Here is an 18,414-nt window from a genome sequence, read left to right on the forward strand (position 1 = left end):
TGTTTTATTTAGTTAGAGCATCTGTGATTTGAGGTACCACTTGTTTTTTACGTGATACAACGCCTGATAAGAATGCCATGCCATCATCTAATTGAACTTTAAATGCCTCGCCGACTTTATCTTTTTCAGCACCTACTACTAAGATTTTAGAATCACTATTAATAATGTCAGTAACTACTAATACAAATAAATCATACTTTTCATTAGCACTTGTTTCTAACATTGTTTTTTCAAGATCTTCTTTACGATTTAATACTTCATCGATGTCGACAGTATTTACTTGGGCAATGCGTGTAACATAGTCGCCCATATTAAATGATTTAGCATCCATGTCTAATAATTCCTCTGCAGATTTATCAGTAGTTGATGCACCAGCTTTTAACATTTCTAAGCCATATTCATCTAAATCAACATTTGCTAAATCTTTTAAATCTTTAGCAGCATTTACATCCTCATCAGTACAAGTAGGAGATTTGAATAATAAGCTATCAGAAATAATTGCTGAAATCATCAAACCTGCGATATGCGGTTTAATTTCAAAGCCACGTTCTTTGTACATTTTGTAAAGAATAGTAGCAGTACAACCAACTGGTTCTGCGCGGTACCAAAGCGGTGAAGCAGTTTCGAAATTAGCGATTCTATGATGATCCACAACGTGTTTAATCTCTGCGTCAGAAATTGTTTCAGCACTTTGTTGGAACTCATTGTGATCGACTAAGATTACTTCTTGACCATCTAAATTATCACTTAATAATTCTGGTGCTTTAACTTCAAAATGATCTAAAGCAAATTTAGTTTCAGGATTAATATCTCCTAAACGATATGGCGTCGCTTCAGAGTTACCAGTTAATTGTTCAAAATCAGCCATGATGATAGCTGATGCTATTGCATCTGTGTCTGGATTTTGATGTCCAAAAATATAAGTTTTTGCCATTGTTATTAACCACCCTTATCATTTAATTTTTCATCTTATTTTATCATGTTTCATTTAGCTACATCTACCTCTGCGCCTAATGAGTTTACAAAATGTCCTAAAGCCCATTTATGACCACTCTCATTGAATGAAGCAACACCATCTTTAGGAATAGTAATGTTATACCCCAAATTATAGGCTGAAACAGCAGTGTGTAAAATACAAATATCTGTACAAACGCCCACAATTTCAATATCTTTTATATTTCTCTCTCTCAATAGACTATCGAGAGGTGTACCATAGAATGAATCATAACGGCGCTTATTTAAATAATGAATATTACTGTTTCCACTAATGTTATTATAAAAGGCTTTAATCTTACCATATAATTCACGTCCTGCTGTGCCTTCAATATTGTGAGGAGGGAATAATCGTGTCTCGGGATGGAACATATCGTTCTCATAATGTAAATCCATCATAAAGAAAATGTCTTGGCCTTCAGACTGATATGCCTCTAAACGTTTCAGGATAAAAGATTCAATATCTTGCCCAGGTTTACCACATGTTAATCGACCATCATCTGCAATGAAGTCATAAGAATAATCTACTACTATTAGTGCTTTTCTAGTCATGATCAATCTTCCTCTCTATTAAATGTTTGAGCTATTTAAAAATTGTATAATTATATAGAAACGATTAAATTATTACCTCATTAATCATTATATATATTATAGCTAATCCCATTCTAAAATGGTATATAGCAATATAATAGGTTTGAAAGTTTAGATAGGGGATACGTTATGTTAATAAATGCTCAAGATTATGGATTAAAAGGATGTAATAAACGTAAAGACACTAAAGCAATACAACGAGCACTGAATAAAGCAAGATATGGTGAACACACAGTACTTATACCTAGCGGTACATATTATATTTCGAAAGCACTCATTATTTATGACTCAACAACTTTATTACTAGAAGATGATACGACATTACTAAGATGTGGTAAGGATGCACTTTTAAAAAATGGCCATCGTTTTGGTTTTTATAAAGGATATCAAGGTAATAGTCATATTTATGTTAAAGGTGGAACGTTTGATATGAATGGCTCTGAATATCCCTACAATAATACTGCGATGTCAATTGGACATGCCGAAGATATTCAATTAATAGGTGTAACAGTATTAAACGTAGTTGGCGGACACGCTCTAGACGCTTGTGGTATCAATGGTTTGTATATCAAGAATTGCAATTTTAAAGGTTTTAATGATTTCGATGGAGATCGTTCATTTTCTGAAGCAATTCAATTAGATATTCAAGTACCTGGTGCGTTTCCTAAATTTGGGACGACAGACGGAACTATCACTAAAAATGTAGTCATTGAGAATTGTTATTTTGGGAATTCAGATGACCATCAAATGCGTCCATGGAATAGAGCAATTGGCTCACATGCAAGCAGGTATAATAAGTTCTACGAAAATGTTCATATAAAAGATAATTGTTTTGAGGGGACTCAAGACTATGCACTAACACCCTTAAAAGCTAAAAATATGATTATTTCACGCAATAAATTCAAAAATTGTAAAGGTGGTATTCGATTTTTAGGGGTAAAAGATGGAAAGAATGCTGCTGCCCCTGTTACTGGCAAAGTCATGGAATCTCAAGCTGGTGAGAATTTCAGTGTGATTGGTAATCACTTTATTGGAGAAATGAAAAAAGATGCCATTCACATTAGAAGCTATAATAATATAAAACATCAGCAAGTGTTTATCGCCGGAAATACTTTTGATAAAGCATCACAAACCATACATTTAGAAGATATAGAAGATTTAACCCTAAACCAGGGTGAAGATGTTACTATTAAAAAAATTAATGTAGACTGAGTAGAGATAATGTTTTCGAACACAACCCAACAATAAATAGCCAGTAAATACGTTTTGAAGACGCATTTACTGGCTATTTAATTTCGATACATCAGTGTTAAATAAGGGCAAGACAACAAATTTTTTATAATGTCGTCATAATGCCTTACGATATTTATCTAATGGCGATTAAATGCACCTATAATTTTAACTTCAAAATCTAAAGTCTGTAATATTGTGATAACCTTATTGAGTTTTTCATTTTTCCCAATATCGGTTTGAACAAAAAATCTGTACATACCTAACTGCGTCTTGAGAGGTCTAGACTCAATCCATGACAAGTTAATGTCAAATAATGCAAATGTGTTAAGTATACTAGCTAATAATCCAGCTTTATCATGTTTAGGTGTTATCAGTAATAGTGTACTAGAAGCAAATTCATTGTAGTGCTCGTTACTTTTTACTACTAAAAAACGAGTGACATTATGTGGATAGTCTTGTATATGTGTGTCTATCGGTTCGAAACCATATGACTCTCCGCTTCCTAATGGTGCAATAGCAGCGACATGTGTGTCAATCTTCTCTAAACTTTGAATCGTACTATCAACATAATCATATAAGAAATGATGTCGATGGATATATTGACTCGTTTGACTTATTGCTGGTGCAATGGAATAGACCTTTTCAATATCATCCAGTGAAGTACCTTTATTAGCGTATAAACCAAAGTTAATATCTAAATGGATTTCGCCATGAGCGTAAATATCTTCTTGTGCAAGTGCATCCGCAACAATATTAATAGTACCTTCAATTGAGTTCTCAATAGGTACGATACCAACAGCATCACTATGACTATTAACGGCTTTAATTACTTCATAAAGATTTGATTTAGGTGAATATGTAACTTCTTCCTCAGATAAATAAGTTGTTGCAGCTAAATAAGAAAATGTTCCCTTAGGGCCTAAATAATATAAACGCATCTTTGTTCGTCACCTCGTATTATCGAACACTAGTGAAATGGACATTTCATTGACTGTTTCTTTTTATAATGAAAATTAGGATCCTTGATTTCATTATTATAGCCATGATGATAATTTGAAGTTAGGGTCGGTGAAAGTGGTGGGGCTAACCACGACCATTTACCAGTGACATCACGGTTATTTGCTAGTTCCTTTTCTTCAAATAATTGAAATTGTTTTGATGCAGTTAGGTGATCAACAATAGAAACACCTTGAGATTTAAATGAATGGTATACCGCATAATTAAGTTCAACGAGTGTTCGATCTTTATTAAAAGAATTATTTTTTAGTGTACCAAATTCAAACGCTTCTGCAATACTTTCCAATAAATTATAGCGGTATGAGTCAGTGAAATTGCGTACTGCAATTTCTGTTACCATATACCATCCATTAAACGGGGCAGTTGGATAAGTAATGCCACCAATTTTCAAATCCATATTAGAAATGATTGGAACACCATACCATTTTAAATTTAAATCTTTTAATTTTGGATAATGTTCATGTTCTATTTCAACTTCTTTTATTAATTCATTGGGTAACTCATACCATTTTATAGAATCATTAGGTAATTGATAAATGAGTGGTAGTACATCGAAATCAGTACCTTTGCCTTTCCAACCTAAATGCTCCGCTAATTGTGTGATTTCACGTTCAGATGGATCACCGGCATGTTCATAACCAGCATATCTAATAAGTTGATTATTATAGATATGAGGTGCTTGATTAGGTGAAAAAATCGTTATATAAGGCTTGATCTTACCATTATTCGTCGCATGTTTAAGATGATGATTGATTGTATCTATAAAATCACGCTCATTATCAACGTTCCTAGCGTCTTTTACATATAAAGAATCCCAAAATAAGCGCCCAATACAGCGATTAGAATTACGCCAAGCAAGTTTAGCACCATACGTCAACTCTTCCAAAGTATGCGTATATGTACCAGTAAGTTCAATTTCTTTTTCTATCTCTTTTATTCTTTTATCAAAAATAGATGGATTGTAATTAAGTTCACGATACATCGTTTCGATAAAACTTCTTGCTTCTTCCAATAACATATAACCACCTCGGTTCATATTATAATCTAGACAATGAATTAACTCATTCAATTACATAGATTGTCACGAATTTGTCTTATTGGTACTTATTTAAATTTTAATTGTATCAATAGGATGTGAATACGCACTTCTACTGAATTATGATAAAATGTACTAAAATATCGTTAGGAGAGATTGTGGTGTATCGTTACGAAGATGACAGTTTAATGTTACATAATGACTTATACCAAATTAACATGGCAGAGAGCTATTGGAATGATGGTATTCATGAACGAAATGCAGTATTTGATTTGTATTTTAGAAGTATGCCATTTGAGAGTGGATATGCAGTTTTTAATGGTTTAAAAAGAGTAATTCAATTTATTGAACATTTTCATTTTAGTGATTCTGATATTGAATATTTACAGTCAATAGGTTATAAAAATGATTTCTTAAACTATTTAAAAAATTTAAAGTTCACTGGTAATATTCGTTCAATGCAAGAAGGTGAATTGTGTTTTGGAAATGAACCCTTACTTAGAGTGGAGGCACCATTAATTCAAGCGCAACTTATAGAAACTGTATTACTTAATATAATCAACTTCCATACATTAATTTCGACTAAAGCAAGTAGAATTCGTCAAGTAGCACCTGATGATACATTAATGGAATTTGGAACTCGCCGTGCACAAGAGTTAGGTGCTGCGCTATGGGGGGCAAGAGCTGCTTATATCGGTGGTTTTGATTCTACTAGTAATGTGCGTTCCGGTAAATTATTTGGTATACCCGTTTCTGGTACGCATGCACACGCTTTAGTTCAAACATATGGTGATGAATATAAAGCTTTTAAAATTTATGCAGAACGTCATAAAAATTGTGTGTTCTTAGTTGATACGTTCCACACGCTTAAATCAGGTGTTCCTACAGCTATTAAAGTAGCGAAAGAACTAGGGGATAAAATCAATTTCATTGGTATCCGTTTAGATTCTGGAGATATTGCTTATTTATCTAAAGAAGCACGCAGAATGTTAGATGAAGCGGGATTCAAAGATGCTAAAATCATCGCATCTAATGACTTAGATGAACAAACGATAATGAGTTTGAAATCTCAAGGAGCTAAAGTTGACTCATGGGGTGTAGGTACGAAATTAATTACTGGTTATGACCAACCAGCACTTGGTGCAGTATATAAACTAGTAGCAGTTGAAGATGATAACGGTCGATATGTTGATAGAATTAAACTGTCCAACAATGCAGAAAAAGTGACAACACCTGGTAAGAAGAAAGTGTATCGCATCATCAATACTAAAACAGGTAAAGCAGAAGGCGACTATATTACTCTAGAACATGAGAATCCTAATAAAGAAAAACCTTTAAAAATGTTCCATCCAGTTCACACGTATAAAATGAAACATATCAAACACTTTGAAGCGATTGACTTGCATCATTCAATCTTTGAAAATGGGAAACTTGTTTACCAATTACCGAGTGAAAAAGAGGCACAAGAATACTCTAAAAATGCATTATCTAAATTATGGGATGAAAATAAACGTTATTTAAATCCTCAAGAATATCCTGTGGATTTAAGTACAGCTAGTTGGGACAACAAACATAAGCGTATTTTCGAAGTTGCAGAACACGTAAAAGAGATGGAGGAAGACAATGACTAATTTACAAGATATTGTAGTCAATGAAATGAAAGTGAAGAAACATATTGATAGTGAACAAGAGTCACGTGAAATTATTCAATTTATTAAAAGCTATGTGCAATCACATTCATTTATTAAATCTTTAGTGTTAGGTATTTCTGGTGGTCAAGATTCTACTTTGACTGGTAAATTAGCTCAGCTAGCAGTTGAAGAATTACGTAATGAAGGGCGAGATTGTCAATTTATTGCTGTGAAATTACCATATGGTGTGCAGAAAGATGCAGAAGAAGTTGAAGACGCATTAAACTTTATTCATCCCGATGAAATCATTACTGTCAATATTAAACCTGCTGTTGATCAAAGTGTTAAATCTTTAAACGAGGCTGGTATTGAATTAACAGATTTTCAACGTGGTAACGAAAAAGCACGTGAACGTATGAAGGTTCAATTTTCAATCGCATCAAATCGTAGTGGTATTGTTATAGGTACGGATCATTCTGCAGAGAATATTACAGGATTTTATACTAAGTACGGTGATGGTGCTGCTGATATCGCACCTATCTTTGGTCTAAATAAAAGACAAGGAAGACAGCTACTTAAATATTTGAACGCACCAAAGCATTTATACGAAAAAGTTCCCACAGCAGATTTAGAGGATGATAAACCACAATTACCTGATGAAGAAGCTTTGGGTGTTACTTATGATCAAATTGATGACTATTTAGAAGGTAAACACATATCTAGTGTAGCCCGTGATACGATTGAAAATCACTATGTCAAAAATGCACATAAACGTGAATTAGCCTATACGCGTTATACTTGGCCTAAAAATTAAAAAAAGATTTTCTAGTGACAAAATAAAAATTCACTGATAAAATTATTTCGATTTTAGATATCCATGTAAGAAAAGGGGATTAGTATGTCAGTGATAACTTCAAATCCATGGTCAATGGTATTAGCGATATTCGTCATCAACGTTTTTTATGTTACATTTTTAACAATGCGTACAATATTAACGTTAAAAGGTTATCGTTATATGGCGGCTGCAGTAAGTTTCCTTGAAGTGTTAGTATATGTAGTTGGTCTTGGTATGGTAATGTCTAGTTTAGACCAAATTCAAAATATCTTTGCTTATGCGTTTGGTTTTTCGATTGGGATTTTAGTAGGTATGAAAATTGAAGAAAAACTCGCATTAGGTTATACAGTCGTAAATGTAACCTCATCAGAGTATGAAATTGATTTACCAAATGAGTTAAGAAATTTAGGTTATGGTGTTACACACTATGCAGCACATGGTCGCGATGGTAGTCGAATGGTAATGCAGATTTTAACGCCAAGACGTTATGAACGTAAATTAATGGAGACAGTACGAAATTTAGATGAGAAAGCGTTTATTATAGCGTATGAGCCAAGAGCGATTCACGGCGGTTTCTGGACTAAAGGCGTTCGAACTCGAAAAGTAAAAGCATACGAAGTAGAAGAAATAGAAAGTGTTGTGGAGCATGACGATGAAGTTCAAAGTAAATGAAAATGAAACAATCTCAGAATGTTTAACACGTATGCGTGAAGAAGGCTATATGCCAGTTAAACGAATTGAAAAACCTATATACACTGAAGATGAAAAAGGTAATGTAGTAGTATTAAGACAGGATATTCAATTTGTTGGTAAAAAGCTTTGATTTAATAATATAAATTACAACTTAAATTAATTTTTATTAAGAGTGAAAAGAAGCTAAAGTACAACTTCTTTTTACTCTTTTTATTATCGGATTATTGTTAGATAAGTGTATTATTTAGATAAAATCCATTATACTAAGTTTGTAAAAAAAGATTTATACATTTGATTAATTATCTGTTAAACTAAAAATGAAGTTGTAAAAACGAACTTTTCACGATAATTTACGTTTAATGTACAGTTTTGAATTATAAATTTATACATAGAATAGGAGATTAGAAATGATTGATCGTTATTCAAGAGAAGAAATGGCAAATATTTGGACTGATCAAAATAGATATGAAGCTTGGTTAGAGGTTGAAATCTTGGCCTGTGAAGCTTGGAGTGAATTAGGCCACATTCCTAAAGAAGATGTAAAAAAAATAAGACAGAACGCTAAAGTAGATGTGAAACGTGCTCAAGAAATCGAACAAGAAACAAGACACGATGTTGTGGCATTTACTAGACAAGTATCGGAAACGTTAGGTGACGAACGTAAATGGGTTCATTATGGCTTAACTTCTACAGATGTAGTTGATACAGCGCTAAGTTATGTTATAAAGCAGGCCAACGAAATTATTGAGAAAGATATTGAACGTTTCATAAAAGTTTTAGAAGAGAAAGCTAAAAATTATAAATACACATTGATGATGGGGCGTACACATGGTGTACATGCTGAACCGACTACATTTGGTGTTAAAATGGCATTATGGTATACAGAAATGAAACGTAATCTAAAGCGTTTCAAAGAGGTACGTAAAGAAATAGAAGTTGGTAAAATGAGTGGTGCAGTTGGTACATTTGCTAACATTCCTCCTGAAATAGAACAATATGTATGTGACCATTTAGGCATTGATACTGCACCCGTTTCTACTCAAACATTACAACGTGACCGTCATGCATACTATATCGCTACACTAGCACTAATAGCTACATCTCTTGAAAAATTTGCGGTAGAGATACGTAATTTACAAAAAACAGAAACACGTGAAGTTGAAGAAGCATTTGCAAAAGGTCAAAAAGGGTCATCAGCTATGCCTCATAAAAGAAATCCTATTGGTTCAGAAAATATAACAGGTATTTCAAGAGTGATTCGAGGTTACATTACAACGGCTTATGAAAATGTGCCTTTATGGCACGAACGTGATATTTCTCACTCTTCAGCTGAACGTATCATGTTACCAGATGTTACAATTGCTTTAGATTATGCTTTAAATAGATTCACTAATATTGTTGATAGACTAACTGTTTTTGAAGACAACATGAGAAATAATATCGATAAAACATTTGGACTAATCTTCTCACAACGTGTATTACTAGCGTTAATTAATAAAGGCATGGTTCGTGAAGAAGCATATGATAGAGTGCAGCCTAAAGCAATGGAATCTTGGGAAACTAAAACACCATTCCGTCAATTAATAGAAAAGGATGAGTCTATCACTAATGTGCTTTCTAAAGAAGAATTAGATGAATGTTTCAACCCTGAACATCATTTAAATCAAGTTGATACAATCTTTAAACGTGCAGGTTTAGAGTAATAAGTTAACGGTTTTCAATAAAAATACTACACTTTAACTATTTAATGCGTTAAAATGAGATTATATTGAAAACGGATTATAGGGGTTGTTTGAGATGCAAATAGAGAAATTACGAGGACAAGCGTTAGATGAACTTTTTGATGCGATTCTTACACTTGAAAATAGAGAAGAATGTTATCAATTCTTTGATGATTTATGCACTGTCAATGAATTACAATCATTATCTCAAAGATTACAAGTTGCTAAGATGATTAAACAAGGGTATACTTACGCAACAATCGAAAAAGAATCTGGTGCTTCTACAGCAACAATATCTAGAGTAAAACGATCATTACAATGGGGTAATGACGCATATACAATGATATTAGAACGATTAAATATAGAAACAAAAAAATAATATTACGTTTAACATATATTTATAAATTGAAATGCTCCCTTCAAAATTGACAATAATTTGGATATTTTGATGGGAGCGTTCTGTTTTATATTGAATTTATACAGGCTAATAGTAAGTAAACAACTTTTAATTTACTTAATTTTTAACAAATAAACTTATAAGATATTAGGTCTTTCGTTCTTTAATAGACAGTATAGATTCTAATGATTCTGTTTAGAATTGGTACACCAAAAATGATATAATTTAGTGTATGTTAAAAAAAGGAGTTAAAGGATTATGTATGACATTAAAGCGTGGCAACATGTGTTTAAATTAGATCCCACCAAAGAAATAAGTGATAATGATTTAGATGCACTATGTATGTCAGATACTGATGCTATCATGATTGGTGGCACAGATAATGTTACCGAAGATAATGTCATTCATTTGATGAGTAGAGTAAGAAGATATCCATTACCATTAGTCCTCGAAATATCTAATATTGAGAGTATTATTCCCGGTTTCGATTTTTATTTTGTACCAACAGTTCTAAATAGTCAGGATACTACATATCATAATGGAATGATGCATAAAGCTCTAAAGCAATTCGGATTCATGGTTAATTTTGATGAAGTCGTATTAGAAGGGTATTTAGTTTTAAATCCTAATAGTAAAGTAGCAAAATTAACGCAATCAAATACTAATATAGATATTGAAGATGTAGAGGCATATGCGCAAATGGTTAATGAGATGTACAAACTACCGTTGATGTACTTAGAATATAGTGGTCAGTATGGCGATGTTGAAAAAGTGGAAGCTGCATCCAGATTATTAACGAATACACAATTGTTTTATGGCGGTGGCATTACATCTATAGAACAAGCCAGAGAGATGGCACAATATGCTGACACTATTGTAGTAGGTAATATTATTTATGACGATATTAAAAAGGCTATTAAAACAGTAAAAATAAAAAAGGAGTCTAATAAATGAATTCATTAGTTAATAATATGAATAAAGAGCAAAGTGAAGCGGTAAGAACTACAGAAGGTCCATTACTAATTATGGCCGGCGCTGGTTCAGGTAAAACGAGAGTATTAACACATCGTATCGCCTATTTATTAGATGAAAAAGACGTTTCTCCTTACAATATATTAGCAATTACTTTTACAAATAAAGCAGCTAAAGAAATGAAAGAACGTGTTGAACAATTAGTAGGGGAAGAAGCACAAGTGATTTGGATGTCTACATTCCACTCTATGTGCGTAAGAATATTAAGACGTGATGCAGATAGAATAGGCATTGAACGTAATTTTACTATTATTGATCCTACTGACCAAAAATCCGTCATAAAAGACGTTCTAAAAAATGAAAATATTGACAGTAAACGCTTTGAACCAAGAATGTTTATTGGGGCGATTAGTAACTTAAAAAATGAACTTAAAACACCAGAAGATGCAATTGATGAGGCTAATGACTTCCATTCGCAAATGGTAGCTACTGTTTATAGTGGATACCAACGTCAATTGACTCGAAATGAAGCACTTGATTTTGACGATTTAATTATGAAAACAATTCAGTTGTTCGAACGCATTCCAGATGCACTTGAATATTATCAAAACAAATTCCAATATATTCACGTAGACGAATATCAAGATACAAATAAAGCACAATATACATTAGTAAAGTTGTTAGCTAGTAAATTTAAAAATCTTTGTGTAGTTGGTGACTCAGATCAGTCAATTTATGGTTGGAGGGGTGCAGATATTCAAAATATCCTATCTTTTGAAGAAGATTACCCTGATGCTAAAACGATATTTTTAGAACAAAATTATCGTTCTACAAAGACCATCCTAACTGCTGCAAATGAAGTCATTAAACATAACTCAGAAAGAAAGCCTAAAGGCCTGTGGACTGCAAATACAGGTGGCGAAAAAATTAAATATTATGAAGCAATGACTGAGCGTGATGAAGCTGAGTATGTGGTTAGAGAAATAATGAAACACCGTAAAGCTGGAAAAGATTATAGTGATATGGCAATACTTTATAGAACCAATGCACAGTCACGTGTTTTAGAAGAAACATTTATGAAATCCAATCTTCCTTATACGATGGTTGGAGGCCAAAAATTCTATGACAGAAAAGAAATTAAAGACTTATTAAGTTATTTGAGAATAGTAGCTAATAGTAATGATGAAATTAGTTTACAACGCATTATCAATGTTCCAAAACGAGGTATAGGACCTTCATCAGTTGAGAAAATTCAACGCTATGCGAATGATAACAATATAAGTATGTTTGATGCATTAGCAGAAGTAGATTTTATTGGTCTTTCAAAAAAAGTAACTCAAGAGTGCATTAAATTTTATGAACTAATTCAAAACTTAATTAAAGAACAGGAATTTTTAGAGGTAAGTGAAATTGTTGTTGAAATATTAGATAAATCTGGGTATAGAGATATGCTTGAACGTGAACAAACACTGGAATCACGTAGTAGACTTGAAAATATAGATGAATTTATGTCTGTGCCTAAAGATTATGAAGAGAATACACCATTAGAGGAACAATCCTTGATTAACTTTTTAACGGATTTATCACTAGTAGCAGACATTGATGAAGCTCAAATTGAAAGTGGCGTAACCCTTATGACAATGCACTCGGCGAAAGGTTTAGAATTTCCAATTGTGTTTCTCATGGGAATGGAAGAATCGCTATTTCCACATATTCGTGCAATTAAGAGTGATGATGACCACGAAATGGAAGAAGAACGTCGGATTTGTTATGTAGCAATAACAAGAGCTGAAGAAGTTCTATATATTACGCACGCGACGTCTAGAATGTTATATGGACGCTCACAATCTAATATGCCTTCAAGATTTTTACGTGAAATCCCGGAAGATCTATTAGAGACACCATCTAAGCAACAGCGTCAAACGATTACCCCAAAAGCATCATCCAAACAACCTAAGCGTGGATTTAGCAAACGTACAACGACTTCTAAAAAACAAGTCTCTGCTTCTGATTGGAAAATAGGAGATAAAGTTACGCATAAATCATGGGGTGAAGGCATGGTAAGTAACGTTAATGAGAAAAATGGCTCAGTTGAATTAGATATTATATTTAAATCAGAAGGACCAAAGCGCCTGTTAGCTCAATTTGCCCCAATCGAGAAAAAGGAGGATTAATTTATGGACAATATCCAAAGTCGTGTGAATGAATTACATGATTTATTAAATCAATATGGTTATGAATATTATGTGCAAGATAATCCTTCAGTGCCAGATAGTGAATACGATAAATTATTAAGAGAATTAATAGATATAGAAGAGGCACATCCTGAATTTAAGTCACCTGATTCTCCTACTGTACGTGTAGGAGGAGAGGTGCAATCTTCTTTCGAAAAAGTCAATCATGATACACCAATGTTAAGTTTAGGTAATGCTTTCAATGAACAAGAATTACGTCGTTTTGATCAACGTATTCGTGAACAAGTCGGTAGTGTTGAATATATGTGTGAATTGAAAATTGATGGATTAGCTGTGTCCCTTAAATATGTAGAAGGTCGCTTCGTTCAAGGTTTAACTCGAGGGGATGGTACTACAGGTGAAGATATCACTGAAAATTTACGCACCATTCATGCTATTCCATTAAAGATTAATGAACCATTGAGTTTTGAAGTGCGTGGCGAAGCTTACATGCCTCGTAGTTCTTTTATAAGACTAAATGAAGAAAAAGAAAAGAATGAAGAACAACCATTCGCTAATCCACGAAACGCAGCAGCGGGATCGTTAAGGCAACTTGATCCCAAATTGGCAGCTAAACGTAAATTAAGTGTATTCTTATATAGTGTTAATGATTTCACAGATTTTGATGCAACTACTCAGAGTGGTGCGTTGGATGAATTAGATCGTTTAGGATTTAAGACAAATCATGAACGTATGCGCGTGGGTGATATTGAAGGTGTATTAGAATATATTGAGAAATGGACAAAACAGCGTGAACAATTATCCTATGATATTGATGGCATCGTTATAAAAGTGAATGACATTGAACAACAAGATGAAATGGGATACACTCAGAAATCTCCAAGATGGGCGATTGCATATAAGTTTCCTGCCGAAGAAGTGGTAACAACATTACAAGATATTGAGTTAAGTATTGGTAGAACAGGTGTTGTAACACCAACTGCGATTCTTGATCCTGTAAGAGTTGCTGGGACAACTGTATCTAGAGCATCTTTACATAATGAAGATTTAATACATGAGAGAGATATCAGAATTGGGGATAGTGTAGTAGTTAAAAAAGCTGGCGATATAATACCAGAAGTAGTGAAAAGTATAACGGAACGCCGACCTGAAGGTACATTACCATATTCAATGCCAACACATTGTCCGAGTTGTGACCATGAGTTGGTAAGAATTGAAGGGGAGGTTGCATTGCGTTGTATAAATCCAAAGTGTCAGGCTCAACTTGTAGAGGGACTGATTCACTTTGTATCACGTCAAGCCATGAATATTGATGGCTTAGGAACTAAAATTATACAACAACTCTATCATCACAATGTGATTAAAGATGTGGCAGACATCTTCTACCTAACTGAAGACGATTTATTACCTTTAGAGCGTATGGGTTCCAAGAAAGTTGAAAATCTACTAAAAGCGATTGAAGATGCTAAAGCCAATTCTCTAGAGCATCTATTATTTGGTTTAGGAATACGTCATCTAGGAGTTAAAGCAAGTCAAGTTCTAGCTGAAAAATACGAAACAATGGATAGACTACTTGAAGTAACAGAAGAAGAACTTATTAGTATTCATGATATTGGAGATAAGTTAGCTCAATCTGTTGTGACATATCTAGAAAATGAAGATATTAAAGCATTAATTGAAAAATTAAAATATAAAAATGTCAATATGGTTTATAATGGAATTAAAACTTCTGATATAGAAGGGCACCCTGATTTTAAAGATAAAACAATTGTTTTAACAGGTAAATTACAACAACTGACACGAAAAGAAGCAACTGCCTGGTTAGAATTACAAGGCGCAAAAGTTACAAGTAGTGTAACTAAAAAAACAGATTTAGTAATTGCTGGTGAAGATGCAGGTTCTAAATTAACTAAGGCAGAAAAGTTTGGTACTGAAATTTGGACAGAAGAGCATTTCGTGGCTAAACAAAATGAAATATCAAGTTAGAGGAGAACGGCAATGAAGCGGACCCTATTCTTAATTATAACGTCGATTGTGTTGTTAACAGCATGTGGCAATAACAATGATAATAAAAATAACCAATCTGTGAATAAACAAGAAACTAAAACTGACTCAAATAGTGTGAAAACAATAGCAACAGATAAAAACGTACAAGGTGATAATTACCGCACGATTTTGCCATTCAAAGAAAGTAAGGCCCGTGGTGTATTACAAGATAATATGGCAAATAGTTACAATGGTGACGATTTCGAAAGTGGTTTATTGACGCTAAGTAAAGATGTATTTCCAACTGATGATTACCTTTATCAAGACGGCCAATATCTAGATAAAGATACTCTTAATAGTTATTTAAATCCCAAATACACTAAAAAAGAAATAGATAAAATGAGTGAAAAAGAGAAAGAATCCAATAAAGCGAGTGAAAATTTAGGATTAAATCCATCACACAAAGGTGAGGATGATCCAGAAAAAATCGCAGAACAATCTCCAGCTTATTTATCTAATATTCTTGAACAAGATTTTTACGATAGTGGGGATACAAAAGGAAAAAATATTAAAGATATGACAATTGGCTTAGCCATGAATAGTGTATATTATTATCAAAAAGAGAAAGATGGAGAGACTTTTAGCAAAGAACTTGATGATAAGGAAATTGAAAAACAAGGTAAACAAATGGCTTCAGAAATCTTAACAAGATTAAGAGCCAATGATGATTTAAAAGATATTCCTATTCATTTTGCGATTTATAAACAATCCGATCAAAATTCAATTACACCAGGAGAATTTATTGCTAATACTACAGTTGATGATGATCAAACTAAAATTAATAAATGGAAAAAAATTGATCAAGTTTCAGCATTATTACCATCTTCAACAGCAAAAAAATACAATGAAAATTTGAATAATAATTTTAAACAATTCAACGACAACCTACAATCTTACTTTACTAACTTCACTCAAGCAGTAGGTAAAGTTAAATTTGACGGTAAAAAACCAACACAATTAACTATAGATTTACCTATTGATTATTATAGTCAAGCTGAAACGATTGGTATTACCCAATATGTTACAGAACAAGCTAGAAAATATTTTGACAATATCGATAGCTATGAAATTCGAATTAAAGACGGAAATACACCAAGAGCTTTAATTAGTAAATCTAAAGAAGATAAAGAGCCTCAAGTTCATATTTATAATAATTAACATAAAAACTACGGATAACGCCTACAAGTTGGGTTATCCGTAGTTTTTGTTTAATATTATTATTTTTCACGAACAATAGATTTAACTTTTTCAATATCTCTTTCAACAAAGTCACCTGGATGTTGAGTCAATAAACTCACTACATATGTAACGATGACACTAACGATGAATCCTGGAATAATTTCATACATTCCGAAAATTTCATTTATACTCGCTAAAGGTTTAATCCAAGCAATCCATATAATTACCACAAGGGCACCTGCTACCATACCGCTGATAGCACCAGTTCGTGTTAGCTTCTTCCAATAAAGTGAGAATAATACTAATGGACTGAAAGAAGCTCCAAAGCCGGCCCATGCGTTACCAACTAAGTTAAGAATTGTATCATTAGGAGACCAAGCAATCGCAATTGCTACAATTGCCACAACTAATACCGACAATCTACCAACTAACACGAATTCTTTTTGATGTGTTTTCGCACGCTCTTCACCACGTATTAATTTATAAAAGTCTTCAGTTAAAGAACTTGATGTTACTAATAGTTGTGAAGAGATTGTGCTCATGATAGCTGCAAGAATGGCAGCCAATAAGAACCCACCTACTAAAGGATGAAATAGAATTTGACTCATAATGATGAATAGTGTCTCAGGATCATCCATCTTAATATGATTATCTGGAATGAATGCGATACCCGTTAATCCTACGCCAACAGCACCAAGTAAACCTACAGTCATCCAACTTATACCTAAACGGTGAGCTTTAGGTAGCATTTTATGTGATTTTATAGACATAAATCTAACGATGATATGAGGTTGTCCAAAATAACCTAGACCCCATGCAAATAATGAAACAATGCCCAGGAAAGTTGTCCCTCTAAATAAATCCATATTTGTTGGCTTCATTTCAGCAACTCGAGAAAACGTATCCCATCCATTAAGTTGTAACATTGCAACAATAGGGACCATAACCATTGCAATTAACATGATTACACCTTGGAAGAAATCAGTTATAGATACAGCTAAATATCCTCCGAAGAAAGTATAAGCGATAACGATAACTGCAACTAAAATTAATCCAAAATGATAATTTAGTCCAAAGGCACTTTCAAATAGTTTACCACCTGATACAAACCCAGAGTGCGTATATAGAGTAAAGAATATAACTATTATTAAACCAGAAATGATTTTAATAATATTTTCTTTATCATTAAGTCGATTTTTGAAGAAATCAGGAAGGGTGATTGCATCACCTGCCACTTCAGTATAAACTCTCAACCTTGGTGCAACGACTAGATAGTTAACATATGCACCTAATGTGAGACCAATTGTTATCCATATTGCTGATAAACCAGTACTATAGACTGAACCTGGTAGCCCCATTATCATCCAGCCACTCATATCTGATGCACCTGCAGATAAAGCTGTGATATATGGTCCGATACTACGTCCACCAAGCATATATTCACTTAAATTACCTGTAGCTTGTTTGTAGCCATAATATCCAATGATAAGTAAAATAATAAAATAAATCGCAATCATTATGTATGTTTGCCAACTGGTATTAACTTGACTAGGCAAGCTTGCTCCTAAAATAAGCATAAAGAAATACCCCCTTTTTTTATATGATGTAAAGACTTAGATGACTTATAAACATTTGTAAATTTCAATTACATGAGTATGTAACTTTTTTAAATAATTTAGTTACATGTAATATTATACAATGTAGTGAATGGTTTAGAGAAGTATAAATTTTAATTTTTGAAAAGAAAAACACTTTCAAAGCACAATGGTAAGCGTTTTCAAAATGTAATAATTTTTTATTGATTTTATTATACGTAATATGCATATTAAAGATTATAAATATTTTTGATATATAATTTAGGTCAGTATTTTCGTT

At 33.0% G+C, this 18,414-nt stretch carries 16 protein-coding genes; 11 read left to right on the plus strand and 5 right to left on the minus strand.

Annotated features, from left to right (window positions below):
• Nucleotides 1-4: 4 nt before the first annotated feature.
• Both SBL16_RS09795 and SBL16_RS09800 read right to left on the minus strand, forming a co-directional pair.
• Nucleotides 5-934 carry a manganese-dependent inorganic pyrophosphatase gene (locus tag SBL16_RS09795; RefSeq protein WP_107611683.1) on the minus strand — a complete coding sequence of 310 codons (930 nt, stop codon included), beginning with the start codon at nt 932-934 and terminating at the stop codon, nt 5-7.
• A 50-nt stretch (nt 935-984) separates the two neighbouring features.
• Nucleotides 985-1,545 carry an isochorismatase family cysteine hydrolase gene (locus SBL16_RS09800; protein ID WP_317953905.1) on the minus strand — a complete coding sequence of 187 codons (561 nt, stop codon included), beginning with the start codon at nt 1,543-1,545 and terminating at the stop codon, nt 985-987.
• A 168-nt stretch (nt 1,546-1,713) separates the two neighbouring features.
• Here SBL16_RS09800 and SBL16_RS09805 point away from each other — a divergent pair, with 168 nt between their 5' ends.
• A complete protein-coding gene (locus SBL16_RS09805; RefSeq protein ID WP_107611681.1) occupies nt 1,714-2,796 on the plus strand; it encodes a glycosyl hydrolase family 28-related protein in 1,083 nt (360 codons plus the stop codon).
• A gap of 158 nt (nt 2,797-2,954) precedes the next feature.
• Here the strand turns inward: SBL16_RS09805 and SBL16_RS09810 are convergent, their stop codons facing one another.
• Together SBL16_RS09810 and SBL16_RS09815 are read right to left on the minus strand one after the other, a co-directional pair.
• Nucleotides 2,955-3,755 carry a prephenate dehydratase gene (locus SBL16_RS09810; protein WP_107611680.1) on the minus strand — a complete coding sequence of 267 codons (801 nt, stop codon included), beginning with the start codon at nt 3,753-3,755 and terminating at the stop codon, nt 2,955-2,957.
• 29 nt (nt 3,756-3,784) lie between these two features.
• A complete protein-coding gene (locus tag SBL16_RS09815; protein WP_107611679.1) occupies nt 3,785-4,852 on the minus strand; it encodes a nitric oxide synthase oxygenase in 1,068 nt (355 codons plus the stop codon).
• 179 nt (nt 4,853-5,031) lie between these two features.
• On the opposite strand from SBL16_RS09815, the gene SBL16_RS09820 reads away from it, so the two are divergent.
• From SBL16_RS09820 to SBL16_RS09865, 10 genes are all read left to right on the plus strand, one after another.
• Complete coding sequence (locus SBL16_RS09820) at nt 5,032-6,501, plus strand: nicotinate phosphoribosyltransferase (RefSeq protein WP_317953908.1); 1,470 nt, start codon at nt 5,032-5,034, stop codon at nt 6,499-6,501.
• Nucleotides 6,494-7,315, plus strand: coding sequence for an ammonia-dependent NAD(+) synthetase (gene nadE / locus SBL16_RS09825; RefSeq protein WP_107611677.1), 822 nt, complete (start codon nt 6,494-6,496; stop codon nt 7,313-7,315). The genes SBL16_RS09820 and nadE overlap by 8 nt, the downstream gene beginning before the upstream one ends.
• Before the next feature lie 84 nt (nt 7,316-7,399).
• Nucleotides 7,400-8,008 (plus strand): DUF2179 domain-containing protein, encoded by a 609-nt coding sequence (locus SBL16_RS09830; protein WP_011275347.1) that lies wholly within the window; start codon nt 7,400-7,402, stop codon nt 8,006-8,008.
• Nucleotides 7,989-8,159: an NETI motif-containing protein gene (locus SBL16_RS09835; protein ID WP_011275348.1), complete on the plus strand. Its 171-nt coding sequence runs from the start codon at nt 7,989-7,991 to the stop codon at nt 8,157-8,159. The genes SBL16_RS09830 and SBL16_RS09835 overlap by 20 nt, the downstream gene beginning before the upstream one ends.
• 277 nt (nt 8,160-8,436) lie before the next feature.
• A complete protein-coding gene (gene purB / locus SBL16_RS09840; protein WP_107611676.1) occupies nt 8,437-9,732 on the plus strand; it encodes an adenylosuccinate lyase in 1,296 nt (431 codons plus the stop codon).
• Nucleotides 9,733-9,826: 94 nt separating this feature from the next.
• Nucleotides 9,827-10,129 carry a YerC/YecD family TrpR-related protein gene (locus tag SBL16_RS09845; RefSeq protein ID WP_011275350.1) on the plus strand — a complete coding sequence of 101 codons (303 nt, stop codon included), beginning with the start codon at nt 9,827-9,829 and terminating at the stop codon, nt 10,127-10,129.
• Nucleotides 10,130-10,405: 276 nt separating this feature from the next.
• Entirely contained in the window at nt 10,406-11,101 is a 696-nt protein-coding gene (locus tag SBL16_RS09850) for a heptaprenylglyceryl phosphate synthase (protein WP_107613490.1), read from the plus strand.
• Nucleotides 11,098-13,293 carry a DNA helicase PcrA gene (pcrA, locus tag SBL16_RS09855; RefSeq protein ID WP_107611674.1) on the plus strand — a complete coding sequence of 732 codons (2,196 nt, stop codon included), beginning with the start codon at nt 11,098-11,100 and terminating at the stop codon, nt 13,291-13,293. The genes SBL16_RS09850 and pcrA overlap by 4 nt, the downstream gene beginning before the upstream one ends.
• 3 nt (nt 13,294-13,296) lie before the next feature.
• Nucleotides 13,297-15,300: an NAD-dependent DNA ligase LigA gene (gene ligA, locus SBL16_RS09860; RefSeq protein WP_107634581.1), complete on the plus strand. Its 2,004-nt coding sequence runs from the start codon at nt 13,297-13,299 to the stop codon at nt 15,298-15,300.
• Nucleotides 15,301-15,312: 12 nt separating this feature from the next.
• Nucleotides 15,313-16,518: a CamS family sex pheromone protein gene (locus SBL16_RS09865; RefSeq protein ID WP_107611672.1), complete on the plus strand. Its 1,206-nt coding sequence runs from the start codon at nt 15,313-15,315 to the stop codon at nt 16,516-16,518.
• 59 nt (nt 16,519-16,577) lie between these two features.
• Here SBL16_RS09865 and putP read toward each other — a convergent pair whose 3' ends face one another.
• Nucleotides 16,578-18,116: a sodium/proline symporter PutP gene (gene putP, locus SBL16_RS09870; RefSeq protein ID WP_107611671.1), complete on the minus strand. Its 1,539-nt coding sequence runs from the start codon at nt 18,114-18,116 to the stop codon at nt 16,578-16,580.
• Nucleotides 18,117-18,414: the final 298 nt, after the last annotated feature.

Origin of the sequence: Staphylococcus sp. NWU MK-U1 (assembly GCF_033283505.1) — a bacterium.
In the GTDB taxonomy this organism is placed as follows: domain Bacteria; phylum Bacillota; class Bacilli; order Staphylococcales; family Staphylococcaceae; genus Staphylococcus; species Staphylococcus haemolyticus.